Below are 14445 nucleotides of genomic sequence, written 5' to 3'. Positions count from 1 at the left end.
ATTTCATCCTTATTAAATTTGTATATTTTAAATCATTTTTATCAGTGAGATAACAACAACTAAAACGAAAAATACTACTAAATAATTTAGGGAGTAAATAAACATTTTTGTTGCCCATTTAGTTTGATCTGTCGCTTTCTTAAAAGAAGTTAAACCAACATAAAGCCAACCTAAATTAAGCAATGTCGCTAATACTACAAATGTTGTCCCTAGACTTGATAAAAGAAATGGTAGCGGAAGTAAAAAGACTAACCATATAAACATACTTATTCTAGTACGTTTAAATCCTTTAACAGATGGTAACATAGGTATATTTGCTAATGAATATTCATCACTTCGTTTAATTGCTAGAGCATAGAAATGAATTGGTTGCCAACAAAAAACAACTAAAAATAATACAATTGCAATAAGACTTATATTTCCATCAATAGCAACCCAACCAATTAATGGTGGTACTGCACCCGGAAAACTCCCTACTACTGTGTTCCAAGTTGTATGTCTTTTAGACCAAATTGAATAATAAGACACATAACCCACAATGCCGATGAGTCCTAATACACCTGATGGTACATTTAATAAGAATAAACAAGCTTCTCCTACTAACATCATACCAAAACTTAAAATTAATAAATTTTTATCTGAAATTCTATCATTAACTGTCGGTCTATTTTGCTTACTTGGCATTATTCTGTCAATATCTTGATCATAATAATTATTTAATGCACAAGCGCCACCCATAATTAATGTTGATCCAATCAACATTAATAGAATTTGAGGTATTGACGATAGGAAGGAATGATTGCTCATCACAACAGCTAACCAAGCACCTGCAAATGCAGGAATTAAGTTACCTTGAACTAAACCCATCTTAATAATTTGTTGTAACTCTTTAAACGATACACGGCTCGATGGTTGTGTCAAAGTTTGCTCTTTGCTCATGATCCCCCTCCTTAAAATTTTCATATAATACTATGATATAGCAATTACTAAAAATTGACTAGTTTATATCAAATTTAATTGTGACACTTTAACGACATTCTACTTCATTAATTTTTTGTTAGTTCCTATTGTTGTATAATTATTTTAATAATAAAATTGTAATAAAAATAGACATTAATTAAGAGCATTCAGTACTAATTTATCTACACTGTCAAAATACTCTTGATTAATGATGGGGTGTATAATATTGTTTAACAAACGAAACCTTAAGTGGTTATCTGTATTAGCAACTATCATAATGGCATTTGTACAACTTGGTGGTGCATTAGTTACTAAGACTGGCTCGGAAGATGGATGTGGATCTTCTTGGCCTTTATGTCACGGTGCATTACTCCCTCAAAATTTACCTATCGATACAATTATCGAATTAAGTCATCGTGCCATCTCTGGTTTATCATTAATCGTTGTACTGTGGTTAGCTATTACAGCATGGAAACATATTGGCTATATTAGAGAGGTAAAGCCATTAGCAATAATTAGTATTGCATTTTTACTAGTTCAAGCATTGATTGGTGCAGCAGCTGTCATTTGGCAACAAAATTCATACGTATTAGCACTGCACTTTGGCATATCTTTAATCAGTTTCTCTTCAGTGTTTGTTTTAATGCTTATCATTTTTGAAGTCGATAAAAAATATGAAGCTGATGAACTATATATCAGAAAGCCATTAAGAAGATTAACATGGATGATGACAGGTATTGTGTATTTAACAATATATACTGGTGCTTTAGTTAGACATGCAAAAGCAAGTTTAGCATATGGTGGCTGGCCTTTACCTTTCCATGACATCATTCCACATACAGAGCAAGATTGGGTACAATTTGCGCATCGTGGTATGGCATTTATAACGTTCTTCTGGATAATGATAACGTTTATTCATGCAGTTAAAAATTACTCTGAGAATAGAACAATTCGATATGGGTATACAACTGCATTTATCCTTATCATCTTACAAGTAATTACTGGTGCACTATCTGTAATGACTAATGTAAATTTATTCATTGCACTTTTACACGCTTTATTTATCACAATATTATTCGGTATGATAGCTTACTTTATTATGTTAATGCTACGTACCATTAGAAGTGAAAAAATTAAATAACCTATTAGTATAAAAGGAGATGTGAATGGTTCATTCACACCTCCTTTTTATTTTAAAATTTTATTAACGATGACGTTTATAAATATTTATTAATTAGCTCATTTTTAAAATATATTTTGATTTTAATCTGCTTTTTCAATTTCAATAAGTAAGTCACCTGTTGCAATCGCATCGCCGTTTACAACCGTTACTTGTTTTATAGTTCCATTGAATGGTGCTTGAATCGTTGTCTCCATCTTCATCGCTTCTGTAATTAATAAAGGTTGGTTTACTTTTACTTCTTCACCAACTGTAACTTTAACTTCAGTTACCGAACCAGGCATTTGAGCACCAATATGACTAGGATTTGATTTGTCAACTTTAGGTTTCAAGTTCGTATTTGTTTTAATATTTTCATCTTTTATAGAAATACGACGTGCTTGACCATTCATAACATAATAAATTGTTCGATAACCATTTTCATCCGGCTCACTAATTGTTTCAAGTTTAATAATTAATCGTTTACCAGTATCAATCTCTATTTCGACTGTTTCACCATTACGCATACCGAAGAAGAACGTTGGCGTATCTAATAATGATAAGTCACCATATTGTTGTTTTGTTTGCATAAACTGATCAAATACTTTTGGATATAATACATAACTGATTACATCTTGTTCAGTCACTTCACCATAATCTTTTGCTTCAAGTTCTTGTCTAATTTCATCAAAATTCACAGGATCTAAATACTCACCTGGACGTTCTGTTAGTGGTTGTTGACCTTTGAGGATGACATCTTGCAATTCCTTATTAAAGCCATTGACTGGCTGACCTATATCACCTTTAAAATAAGATACAACCGATTCAGGGAAGTCTAACTTATGGCCTTCTTTGATGACTGATTGCTCATCCAAGTCATTTTGCACCATATAAAGCGCCATATCACCTACAACTTTAGATGATGGTGTTACTTTTACGATATCGCCAAATAAGAAATTAACACGACGATACATATCTTTGACCTCGTGGAAACGTTCACCTAAACCTAAACTTTTTGCTTGTTGTCCTAAATTTGAATATTGTCCACCAGGCATTTCATGTTCATAAATTTCGGTATTAGGAGACTTAATGTCACTTTCAAAGTCACTGTAGTATGGACGTACAATACTCCAATAGTGACTGAGTTCTTCTAATCCTTCAATATCTGCTCTTAGATTTCGATTAAAACCATTTAATCCATAATACAACGAATTGGCGCTAGGTTGACTTGTTAAACCACTCATTGATGCAACAGCTGTATCAATGATATCTACACCTGCATCTATCGCTTCTTTATAGATAAGTAGACCATTTCCACTTGTATCGTGTGTGTGTAAATGTATCGGTAAATTTATTGCAGATTTTAATTCTCCTATAAGTTCATATGCTGCTTTAGGTTTTAACAATCCTGCCATGTCTTTAATTGCTAAGATATGGAACCCTTCACGTTCAAGTTCTTTTGCTAATTTCACATAGTATTCAAGTGTAAATACATTTGAACGTTCAGGATTTAATATATCACCGGTATAACAGATTGCACCTTCAGAAATCTTACCTGCATTTTGAACCGCTTCATTTGCAACTTTCATTTGATCTACCCAGTTAAGTGAGTCGAAAATTCTAAAGACATCTACGCCTGCATTCGCACTTTCTTTTACGAATTTTTCAATCACATTATCAGCATAATTTTTATAGCCAACTGCATTTGAAGCACGTAATAACATTTGGAATAAAGTATTGGGAATTGCTTTACGTAATCTTTCTAGTCGTTCCCATGGATTTTCTTTTAAAAAGTTGTAAGCGACATCAAATGTTGCGCCTCCCCACATTTCTAAAGAGAAACTATCTTTAAACACTTCAGCAGTTTTAGAAGCAATATTCATCATATCCTTAGTACGAACGCGAGTTGCTAAGAGTGATTGGTGTGCATCACGAAAAGTAGTATCAGTGACCAATACGTCGCTTTGCTCTCGTACCCAATTAGCTACTGCTTTAGGTCCTTTACTATCTAGCAGCTGTTTCGTTCCATTCAACGTATTAATTTTACTATGTGGCACTTGTGGTATAGCTGTCGATTCATAATCAGGTTTGAGTCTTTTTTCAACATTAGGGAAACCGTTAATCGTTACATTACCGATATATTCTAACGTTTTAGTACCACGATCTAGAGTCGGTGCAATATTAAATAATTCGGGTGTTTCTTCTATAAATTTAGTCGTATAATCCCCACTGCGGAATTGATCATTACGCATCACGTTAATTAGAAACGGAATGTTAGTTTTCACACCACGTATACGCATTTCACGAAGAGAGCGTTCCATCTTTTCTTCAGCTTGTTTAAATGTAACCGCATGTGTTGATAACTTAACCAATAGTGAATCATAATAAGGAGATATTTCTGCACCTTGGAAACCGTCACCAGCATCTAAACGTATCCCAAAACCACCACTAGATCGATAAGCGATAATAGTACCTGAATCTGGCATAAAGTCATTAGATGGATCTTCTGTTGTTATACGACATTGAATTGCATAACCTAATGTTTGAATTTCTTCTTGTTGTGGCATAGAAACGCGTTCATCAAATAAGTTAGCACCATCAGCAACTAAAATTTGAGTTTTAACAATATCTATACCAGTAATCATTTCAGTTATTGTATGTTCTACTTGAACTCGAGGATTAACTTCAATAAAGAAGAACTCATCCCCTGATACTAAGAATTCTACCGTACCTGCGTTAACATATTTGATATTATTCATTAATTGTAATGCTGCATTACAAATTCGTTCTCGTAATTCTTTTGATAAGCCAACTGAAGGAGCTACTTCCACTACCTTTTGATGACGACGTTGCACCGAACAATCACGTTCATATAAATGAACAATATTACCATATTCATCCCCAATAATTTGTACTTCAATATGTTTGGGATTATCTATGTATCTTTCAATATATACTTCACTATTACCAAATGACTTTTCGGCTTCAGATTTAGCTCGATGGAATGCATCTTCTAATTCTCCTTCTTCATGTACGATACGCATCCCTTTACCGCCACCACCACTCGTAGCTTTAATCATTAAAGGAAAGCCAGCTTCTTGAGCAAATGCTTTTGCTGCTTCAAAGTTTTCAATCGGTCCATCTGTACCGGGAATAACAGGCAAATTAGCATTTATTGCAGTTGTTCTAGCTTTGACTTTATCTCCAAACATATCTAAATGTTCTATATGCGGACCAATGAATTTAATTCCTTCTTCATCACAACGTTGTGCAAATTGTTTATTTTCACTTAAAAAACCATAACCAGGATGAATGGCATCTACACCAGCTCGTTTAGCCACATCTATAATACGTTCAATGTTTAGATAACTTTCGGCTGGTCCCAAATCCTTTCCTACTAAATAAGATTCGTCTGCTTTATATCTATGCAAAGCGTTTTTATCTTCATTTGAGTATATTGCCACTGTTTTAATATTTAATTCTGTTGCTGCCCTAAAAATTCTAATTGCAATTTCGCCACGATTAGCTACTAATAATTTTTTTATATTTTTCAAAAAAGGCACTCCCCTTTTAAAGTTTGAATATTCTAACTAATTAGATAATAAAATTTTATACTAACTCAAAAAATAAAGCTATATTTATTTATTAAATAGTTGTTGTAAAATTTGTAAAGTAACTATAATGAATGAAAATGATTTCCGTATTAATAAACTATTAAAAAATAAATATTTCTATGGTAATCACTAAAAATTATCATTAGTTATAATTTCATATTATCATTTTAAATAATAATACTCCACTTCCAATGACGTTGTATATTATGTTTTCATAAAAATGTAAAAAACCTTTACATGAAATCAAGCTTATTTCACGTAAAGGTTATCATCCTTATTTAAGAGATTATCTAGTTATACCTAGTTTTTGTTTTCTAGCTTTTTGTGATCGTTTTTCATCAATTTTTATTTGTTTTGCGACTAACAATAGCAGACCCATTGCGATGCTTAAACTCAACATAGATGAACCACCAAAACTTATAAATGGTAGAGGTACACCAGTTAATGGAATCGTTGCTGAAATACCACCTAAATTGACAAAAGTCTGACTTCCAATATAACTAGCAACGCCTACACAAATTAATTTATAGAAATATGATGGTGTTTTAGTAGCTAATACGAAAGCACGATAAACTATGAAGAATAATAAGCAAATGACGAATAATCCACCTACTAAACCAAGTTCTTCACAAATGACTGCAAATATAAAGTCAGTATGTGCTTCTGGTAAATAACCAAGTTTCATAATTCCATTGCCTAAACCACGACCAAATAATCCACCATTTCCAATTGCCATCAATGAGTTGGTTAAATGATAACCTGTACCGGCTTCTGAACTAAATGGGTTCATTAATGTACTAAAACGCGCTTTCAAATAATGTGGCATCATTCCACTTACAATAAAGAGCAATGCAATCGCGATGAAACTTCCAGCAATAAGCAAAACCGGTCCTCTTACTAATTTTTGAACACCGATACCTGCAAAAATAAACATTGAAACAATAATAATCATGATTAACAATGTTTGCCCAATATCACCTTGCAACAATACTAAAAATAAGCATACGCCTATTAAAAAAAGTGGCGCAGCAATTACTTTAATTTTCTCTCTTACTTGCGGTAATTTTCTACTTATTACATATGAAATATATAATATGAATGCAATTTTCAATAATTCCGATGCTTGCAAGTTCATAAATCCAAGATTTATCCAACTTTTAGATCCGTTAATATTTTTACCTATAATAAGTGTTAAAAATAGTAATACGAAGATTATAATCATAATCCATTTTTGAATATTGGGTTGTTGTAATATTTTAATATTCAACATAAAAGCGATAAAAAATACGACAATAAAACTCATAATAACGTAAATGAGTTGTCTATTATAAAAATACGTGCCAGATACTTCAAGTCCACCTGTTAACGTCCCTTTAGTTGCAGCAACCATACTTGCACTATAAACCATGATTAAACCGAAAAGACATAAAACAACGTATGTAATTAATAATGGATAATCGATGAACTTAGCAGTTCTACCTATGTATCTAAATATATTTTTTAAATTACTCATAAAAATGATCATCCAATTCTAGAATTTTAAAATTATAATGGTAAATAAAATTACGTTTTAAACCAAATTTACTGTCTAAACTATTATATACTTTGTGCTCGTTGTTTAACAAATATAAACTAAATTTAAATCTAATTATTACTTTCAATATTTTTATATTTAATATGATAATAATGCTTAAAATATAAAATGACTGAAAATATTATAAACATAATATTTCAGTCACTATGGTGAGATAATTTGTATGTAATTAATATTACAAATAACTCAAATTTATAAACGAAAAGTAAATGAATAAACTTTACTTATATATTTAATCGATAGTTATTTTACATTTGTAAACGCTTCATGAAGTTTAGATAATTCCTTTTCTAAACAAAGCATTAAATTTTTGCCGTCTTCTTTATCAACTAAGCCAAGCTTAACTGCAAAATCAACTTCTTTTTGTAAACCAAACATTTGTGTGTCGAGAACTTCTTCATATAACGGGCATGAAGGTAAAGTTAAATTATCCATTTGAACTTTAATTAAATGTAAGATTCTATCAGCATCTTGATTTAATTGCTCATAAGCCACGTTACTCATCTTCGATTGCTTCGGCATCACATACTCCCCCTATCATTAAATATCTTCATATCAAAAGTTTATCTTACTACTTTTTAAAAAGCAAGTTTATTCAGTGAATACAAGAATTTAATTGTGATAAAATAATGACTAGAATGAAATTAGGGAGTGGGCAAAAAATGATTCAAATCAAAGGCTTAGTCAAGTTCCCTATCACTTTAGATAGTACAACTTGGATATTCGATGATAGAAAAGTAGAAATTGAAGACATTGAAAGTGGTGTGTTTGAAGGAACGAAACCAATTAGATTCGAAGATAATCGCGAATGGAATAGAGCGATTCTTGAAGGTCAAACGAATCCACCTACTTTAAACTCAGAGATAAAATATCGTAAGCGTTCTGTATTAGAAGATTCATATGCAATCAATATGACACCTTTCTTTAAAATTGCAGAACCAAAAGACGATGCTACTGCGATAAAATTATTTAATGATGAGTCCTCAATTGAAGTTCCAATAGAGTTATTACCTTATCTATTTTTCCAATTTGCGAAAGATGGAAAGCGTATGTATGATGATAATGCAGTAGACAGCTTTGTTTTCAACCCAGATGAAAAAGGATACTCACATGAATTTAAGTATGTTACGCATATAGAGGTGATCTAATTTGCGTGAAGTTCAGTGTATCATTTGTGATACAAAGGTTTTAATTGATGAAAATACGGTTGAAGCCAAACGACTTCGAAATAATCCTATAAGAACTTTTATGTGCGATGATTGTAAAAGTCGTTTAGATAGACCAAAACAACGTCTTAATAAACACCAACCGTTTAACTTCGTTAAGAGTGAAGAATTGTAATTTTTTTAGTAAATTTAATTAGGTTTTACTCAAAAAAGCCAGTAAATGAAATGACAAAATTTCATTTACTGGCTTTCAAATTTGATGTTTCAAACTATATTTTACGTTATAAACTTTAATTACTCATCTTGCATCATTTGTTTAACACGTTTAGCTTCTTTTTCACGTAATGATTTATTTAAGATTTTCTTTCTTAAACGAATACTTTGAGGAGTAACCTCTACTAGTTCATCATCATTAATATATTCTAAAGCTTCTTCAAGAGTAAGAATTCTTGGTCGGTTCATAGTTTGTGTTTGATCTTTAGTTGCTGAACGTACGTTTGTTTGATGTTTCGCTTTAGTAATATTAACAGTTAAATCATTTTCACGATTATGTTCACCAACAATCATACCTTCGTAGACTTCAGTACCTGGCTCCATGAAGTTAACACCACGATCTTCTAAATTGATGATAGCGTATGCAGTTGCTTGACCTTGGTCCATTGAGATAAGCGCACCATTACGTCTACCTCCAATTTGTGCTTTAACACGAGGTCTGAACTCTTCGAATGTATGGTTGATAATACCATATCCACGAGTCATAGACATAAATTCAGTTGTGTATCCAATCATACCACGTGCAGGTACCATAAAGATTAAACGCGTTAATCCGTTATCAGTAGTCGACATGTCTAACATTTCACCTTTACGTGCACCTAATGATTCAATTACTGAACCTGCATTTTCAGAAGGCACTTCACATTGAACACGTTCGAAAGGTTCACTTAGAACACCGTCAATTTCACGTAAAATAACTTGTGGCTTAGATACTTGAAGTTCAAAACCTTCACGTCTCATATTCTCAATTAAGATAGATAAATGTAACTCACCACGACCTGCAACTACCCATGTATCAGGAGAATCAGTTGGCGTAACTTTTAATGAAACGTCTGTTTCAAGTTGTTGATCTAGACGTTCTTGGATTTGACGTGCAGTGACATAATCACCCTCACGTCCTGCAAATGGTGAATTATTTACTTTGAATGTCATTTCAAGAGTTGGTTCATCAATACGTAATACAGGGAGAGCTTCTTGGTGATCTGTAGGTGTAACTGTTTCACCTACGTTAATATCTTCCATTCCTGAAACCGCAATTAAATCACCAGCTTGTGCTTCTTCGATCTCTTCACGTTTCAATCCAAAATAACCGAAAATCTTAGTCACACGGAAATTCTTAACTGTACCGTCTAATTTAATAAGTGACACGTTATCACCGACACGCATTTTACCTCTAAATACGCGTCCTACACCTATACGTCCTACATAATCATTATAATCTAATAATGCTACTTGGAATTGTAATGGTTCATCATGATTATCTAATGGCGCTGGAACATAATCTATGATTGTTTCATATAATGATTGCATGTTTTCATCTTGTTTCTCTGAATCAAGACTAGCAGTACCATTGACAGCTGATGCATATACTACTGGGAAGTCTAATTGTTCATCATTCGCTTCTAATTCGATAAATAAATCTAAAACTTCATCTACTACCCCTTCAGGTCTAGCTGATGGTTTGTCAATTTTATTTACTACTACAACGGGTTTTAAATCTTGTTCTAATGCTTTTTTTAGTACGAAACGTGTTTGAGGCATTGTTCCCTCGTATGCATCTACAACAAGTACAACACCGTCAACCATTTTCATAATACGTTCAACTTCGCCACCAAAGTCAGCATGCCCAGGTGTATCTAAGATGTTAATTCTTGTGCCTTTATAGTCAATCGCAGTATTTTTAGCAAGAATTGTAATACCACGTTCTCTTTCTAAGTCATTAGAGTCCATTGCTCTTTCGTCAACATGTTCGTTCTCTCTGAAAATTCCAGATTGTTTTAGTAATTCATCTACTAAAGTCGTTTTACCATGGTCAACGTGCGCAATGATTGCAATATTACGTACATCTTCTCTTCTATTAGTCATTTTATTATTCCTTTCTCGAGTAAACTCCCACTTTTAATTACAACTTTTTTATTATATCATATTATTAGTAAAAGATAACAAAAAGGTGGGGTATGGGATGGAAAAACCTAAGTCTAAAGGTATATTTTGGGTTCTATCTATTATAGCAGTAATATTTTTAGTGCTTTTTAGTTTCAGCGTTGGAGCTGGTAGTATTCCAATGATGATTTTAACATTTATACTTTTCATTGCAACTTTTGGCGCTGGATTCACGCTTAAAAAGAAATATCGTGAAAATAACTGGCTTTAATATAGAAAAATGTCTCGGTAGTAAAATTTGGAAGAAATTCACCTTTCAAAGTTGACTGACCGAGGCATTTTTTATTTTCTAAAACGTTGATGTAACTCTGTTAATACTTCATTATGAGGATTTAAATAATTTTCTAGTATCTCATTATGCGTTGCTTTATTTCCAACTAAAATAGAATTAGCACTTTCAATAGTGAGCGGTTCACCCATTAAATTACTTCCAATTCCACCAACTTCATTTAAAATAATCAAACCACCTGCAAAATCCCATGGTTGCAATCTTGGCGTGATATATGCAGCCAATTGTCCTTTGGCTACACTTATAATTTCTAATGCCGCACTTCCAAAAGCTCTACAACTTCTTGCTTGGTTTACAATCTCTGAAAAAATGGGTCCCATTTTTGGCTTAGTAACCCAGTTTGGATTAATTCCTATTAAACTTTGGTTAAGTTGCGTGTTATCAATGGTTTTTAATTCATGATTGTTTTCAAAAGCACCTTCGCCAACTTTAGCATGGTATAGTACATCCTTCATTACATCATAAACTAAACCTGCATATGGCTTGCCATCTCGATAAATACCTATGGAAATCGCAAATCCCTCTTGTTGATGAACAAAATTTAAAGTTCCATCAATTGGATCAACAACCCATACCACACCATTGACGTCTTCCATATGATGTCCATGTCCTTCCTCACCAATGACGCGATGATCAGGATAGCTTCTTAGAATTGCATCGTATATATAGTTTTCAGTTGCTTTATCAACATTTGTTACTAAGTCGTTTGGGTTCGATTTCGTTTCAATACTTAAATCTTCTTTCATCATTATTCTAACTTTGTTGCCCGCTTCTAGTATTAAACCTTGTGCAAATTCATATAGTGACATATCATCATCTCCTGTTGTCTTCTATTATACAAAATTTCTGGCATTATAATCTATACATCATTGTATACCTTATAATTGTGAGTTTAAACGCTTGAAACCTTAATTCTGCTTTTGGAATGATTGAGTCATTCTATGCTACAATAACTTTAAATTAATTATTCTGAAAAGGAGCAACGCTAATGACACAATATACATTTAAACCTAAAGATTTCAAAGCGTTTGAAGTTGAAGGCTTAGATGCTCGAATGGAAGCATTAAATGAATATGTAAGACCTCAACTTAATCAATTAGGAGATTATTTTAGTGAATATTTCACTTCTCAAACTGGAGAAACTTTTTATGCACATGTTGCAAAACATGCTCGTAGAAGTGTAAATCCCCCTGTAGATACATGGGTAGCTTTTGCTCCAAATAAACGTGGATATAAGATGCTACCTCATTTCCAAATTGGTTTATTTAAAGACCATTTATTTTTAATGTTCGGTGTTATGCATGAAGGTAAAGATAAAGCTGAACGTGTAAAAGTGTTTGATAAGCACTTTGATGTGCTTAAACAATTGCCTGAAGACTATCAAGTGAGTTTAGATCACATGAAACCTGAAAAATCCTTCATTAAAGATTTAAGTGACGATGAGTTACATAAAGCGATTGATCGTGTTAAGAATGTTAAGAAAGGAGAGTTCTTCGTTGCACGCTCCCTCTCTCCTAAAGATGCTGAATTAAAATCTGATAAAGCCTTCCTATCTTTTGTAAAAGAAACATTTGATGAATTTTTAAAATTCTATGAATAAATAAAACATTTAATTCAATATGAGTTGTAAACTATGTTTACCTTAAGTAAAAGCCTGGGCCATAATTCAATGACTCAGGCTACAAATATATATTGGCAATAGTTGACTGATTTAAAAATGTACTTGTAACAAGCTTTTTTAATTCTAGTCATCCTTGCCTGGTGGGCGGACCCCAACAAAGTGAATTTCCTAAAGAAATACTACAAACTAAGCAAGTTGGGGTTCGGGGTCCCAACAAAGTGAATTTCTCAAAGAAATTCTACAAGCTAAGCAAGTTGGGGTTTGGGGCCCCAGCAAAGAGAATTTCATTAAGAAATTCTACAAGCTAAGCAAGCTGGGGTTACAACGAAATAAATTTTGGAAAATATTATTTCTGTACCCTCCTTTTTTTACGCCTAATTTTATTAGGTTGACCTAAAAATAAAGTTGGATTATTATAAAATATATTAGTTTAAGGAGTTTTTTTATGGGTTCAATAGACAACAAAGAACAACGTAGTTTAGATGAAATTAATAGCACAATCGAATTTAATGGCTCGCAACGTACTAGTCAGAAATTTTTAGCTTTTCTAGGACCAGGTTTACTTGTAGCTGTTGGTTATATGGATCCAGGAAATTGGATTACATCAATGCAAGGTGGCGCACAATTTGGTTATACTTTAATATTTGTAATTTTAATATCTAGCTTATCAGCAATGTTGTTACAAAGTATGACTGTTCGTTTAGGTATCGCTACTGATAAAGATTTAGCACAAATGACTCGTCACTATTTAAACAAACCAACTGCAATTATATTTTGGGGGATTGCTGAACTTGCAATCATTGCCACTGATATTGCTGAAGTAATCGGAAGCGCGATTGCTTTGGATTTACTTTTTAATATTCCTTTAATCATAGGTGCTTTAATAACAGTTTTTGACGTATTTTTATTACTTTTTATAATGAAATTTGGTTTTAGAAAGATTGAAGCAATCGTTGGTACTTTAATCTTTACTGTACTGATGATTTTTGTATTTGAAGTTTACATTTCATCTCCAAATTTAATTGAAATACTTAACGGATTTGTTCCACATTATCAAATTATTGCTAATCATAGTATCTTGTATATTGCATTAGGTATTATTGGCGCTACAATTATGCCTCATAATTTATATTTGCACTCATCAATCGTGCAATCACGTAAGTATAATCGCCATAGCTTTACTGAAAAAGCCCAAGCGATTAAATTTGCAACAATTGATTCTAATATTCAATTAAGTATCGCATTTATTGTAAATTGCTTACTACTTGTTCTAGGGGCTGCTTTGTTTTATGGCGTCAATTCAAATAGCTTAGGTGGTTTCTATGATTTATATCAAGCTTTAAGAACACAACCTGTATTAGGTGTTGTAATGGGAAGTATAATGAGTACACTATTCGCAATAGCATTATTAGCATCCGGTCAGAATTCAACAATCACTGGTACACTCGCAGGTCAAATAGTTATGGAAGGGTTCTTAAAACTTTCTATACCAAATTGGATGAGACGCTTAGTAACAAGAAGTTTGGCTGTCATACCTGTTTTAATATGTCTTGTTATTTTCCAGGGCAATGAGTCTAAAATGGAACAATTGCTAGTATTTTCACAAGTGTTCTTAAGTATTGCACTACCTTTCTCATTAATACCTCTGGAATTAGCAACAAGTAATGAAAAATTAATGGGTCCGTTTAAAAATAAAAAGTGGGTTAATATATGTGCTTGGGGTTTAATCATCATATTGAGCTTCCTCAATATTTATCTAATAATAGAAACCTTTAAAGAATTATAAAAAAATCTAACGATTTAGCATTATAAATACTAAATCGTT

12 protein-coding genes are annotated in these 14445 nt (G+C 32.4%); 6 read left to right on the top strand and 6 right to left on the bottom strand.

Going from position 1 to position 14445, the window contains the following annotated elements; all coding sequences use genetic code 11:
- Positions 1-27: 27 nt before the first annotated feature.
- Positions 28-939, bottom strand: coding sequence for a heme o synthase (gene cyoE, locus BB045_RS09540; RefSeq protein ID WP_070581282.1), 912 nt, complete (start codon positions 937-939; stop codon positions 28-30).
- Between the two features lie 247 nt (positions 940-1186).
- Between cyoE and BB045_RS09535 the strand changes: the two genes are divergently transcribed.
- On the top strand, positions 1187-2101 hold the full coding sequence (locus BB045_RS09535) for a COX15/CtaA family protein (RefSeq protein ID WP_070581283.1): 915 nt from the start codon (positions 1187-1189) through the stop codon (positions 2099-2101).
- 122 nt (positions 2102-2223) lie between these two features.
- Here BB045_RS09535 and BB045_RS09530 read toward each other — a convergent pair whose 3' ends face one another.
- The 3 genes from BB045_RS09530 to BB045_RS09520 form a co-directional block, all read right to left on the bottom strand.
- Positions 2224-5673 (bottom strand): pyruvate carboxylase, encoded by a 3450-nt coding sequence (locus BB045_RS09530; RefSeq protein ID WP_075140713.1) that lies wholly within the window; start codon positions 5671-5673, stop codon positions 2224-2226.
- 346 nt (positions 5674-6019) lie between these two features.
- The gene (ftsW, locus tag BB045_RS09525; RefSeq protein ID WP_037536194.1) at positions 6020-7246 is read right to left on the bottom strand and encodes a cell division peptidoglycan polymerase FtsW; all 1227 of its coding nucleotides are present in this window, start codon (positions 7244-7246) and stop codon (positions 6020-6022) included.
- A gap of 324 nt (positions 7247-7570) precedes the next feature.
- Positions 7571-7849 (bottom strand): Fpa/YlaN family protein, encoded by a 279-nt coding sequence (locus BB045_RS09520; RefSeq protein WP_075140712.1) that lies wholly within the window; start codon positions 7847-7849, stop codon positions 7571-7573.
- 140 nt (positions 7850-7989) lie between these two features.
- Here BB045_RS09520 and BB045_RS09515 point away from each other — a divergent pair, with 140 nt between their 5' ends.
- Positions 7990-8475, top strand: a complete 486-nt coding sequence (locus BB045_RS09515; protein ID WP_075140711.1) for a hypothetical protein — start codon at positions 7990-7992, stop codon at positions 8473-8475.
- Between the two features lies 1 nt (position 8476).
- Complete coding sequence (locus tag BB045_RS09510; protein WP_070581287.1) at positions 8477-8668, top strand: YlaI family protein; 192 nt, start codon at positions 8477-8479, stop codon at positions 8666-8668.
- 119 nt (positions 8669-8787) lie between these two features.
- Here BB045_RS09510 and typA read toward each other — a convergent pair whose 3' ends face one another.
- On the bottom strand, positions 8788-10632 hold the full coding sequence (gene typA / locus BB045_RS09505; protein WP_011276119.1) for a translational GTPase TypA: 1845 nt from the start codon (positions 10630-10632) through the stop codon (positions 8788-8790).
- Positions 10633-10729: 97 nt separating this feature from the next.
- Here typA and BB045_RS09500 point away from each other — a divergent pair, with 97 nt between their 5' ends.
- Positions 10730-10921, top strand: a complete 192-nt coding sequence (locus BB045_RS09500) for a DUF5325 family protein (RefSeq protein WP_011276120.1) — start codon at positions 10730-10732, stop codon at positions 10919-10921.
- 71 nt (positions 10922-10992) lie between these two features.
- On the opposite strand, the gene BB045_RS09495 is transcribed toward BB045_RS09500, so the two are convergent.
- Positions 10993-11808: an inositol monophosphatase family protein gene (locus BB045_RS09495; protein WP_037536186.1), complete on the bottom strand. Its 816-nt coding sequence runs from the start codon at positions 11806-11808 to the stop codon at positions 10993-10995.
- Between the two features lie 179 nt (positions 11809-11987).
- Between BB045_RS09495 and BB045_RS09490 the strand changes: the two genes are divergently transcribed.
- Positions 11988-12599 carry a YktB family protein gene (locus BB045_RS09490; protein ID WP_070440256.1) on the top strand — a complete coding sequence of 204 codons (612 nt, stop codon included), beginning with the start codon at positions 11988-11990 and terminating at the stop codon, positions 12597-12599.
- Between the two features lie 466 nt (positions 12600-13065).
- Positions 13066-14406: an Nramp family divalent metal transporter gene (locus BB045_RS09485; RefSeq protein WP_075140710.1), complete on the top strand. Its 1341-nt coding sequence runs from the start codon at positions 13066-13068 to the stop codon at positions 14404-14406.
- The last annotated feature ends 39 nt before the right edge of the window (positions 14407-14445 follow it).

It is taken from the genome of Staphylococcus sp. MB377 (assembly GCF_001922505.1).
In the GTDB taxonomy this organism is placed as follows: domain Bacteria; phylum Bacillota; class Bacilli; order Staphylococcales; family Staphylococcaceae; genus Staphylococcus; species Staphylococcus haemolyticus.
Note: the sequence above shows the minus strand (reverse complement) of the source record. Positions and strands in the feature narration are given on the sequence as shown.

What these genes read in the sequence shown, in the direction of transcription:
- BB045_RS09485 (WP_075140710.1), top strand. Translation starts at nt 13,066, where the DNA reads ATGGGTTCAATAGACAACAAAGAACAACGTAGTTTAGATGAAATTAAT.
- BB045_RS09490 (WP_070440256.1), top strand. Translation starts at nt 11,988, where the DNA reads ATGACACAATATACATTTAAACCTAAAGATTTCAAAGCGTTTGAAGTT.
- BB045_RS09515 (WP_075140711.1), top strand. Translation starts at nt 7,990, where the DNA reads ATGATTCAAATCAAAGGCTTAGTCAAGTTCCCTATCACTTTAGATAGT.
- ftsW (WP_037536194.1), bottom strand. Translation starts at nt 7,246, where the DNA reads ATGAGTAATTTAAAAAATATATTTAGATACATAGGTAGAACTGCTAAG.
- BB045_RS09520 (WP_075140712.1), bottom strand. Translation starts at nt 7,849, where the DNA reads ATGCCGAAGCAATCGAAGATGAGTAACGTGGCTTATGAGCAATTAAAT.
- BB045_RS09495 (WP_037536186.1), bottom strand. Translation starts at nt 11,808, where the DNA reads ATGTCACTATATGAATTTGCACAAGGTTTAATACTAGAAGCGGGCAAC.
- BB045_RS09500 (WP_011276120.1), top strand. Translation starts at nt 10,730, where the DNA reads ATGGAAAAACCTAAGTCTAAAGGTATATTTTGGGTTCTATCTATTATA.
- cyoE (WP_070581282.1), bottom strand. Translation starts at nt 939, where the DNA reads ATGAGCAAAGAGCAAACTTTGACACAACCATCGAGCCGTGTATCGTTT.
- typA (WP_011276119.1), bottom strand. Translation starts at nt 10,632, where the DNA reads ATGACTAATAGAAGAGAAGATGTACGTAATATTGCAATCATTGCGCAC.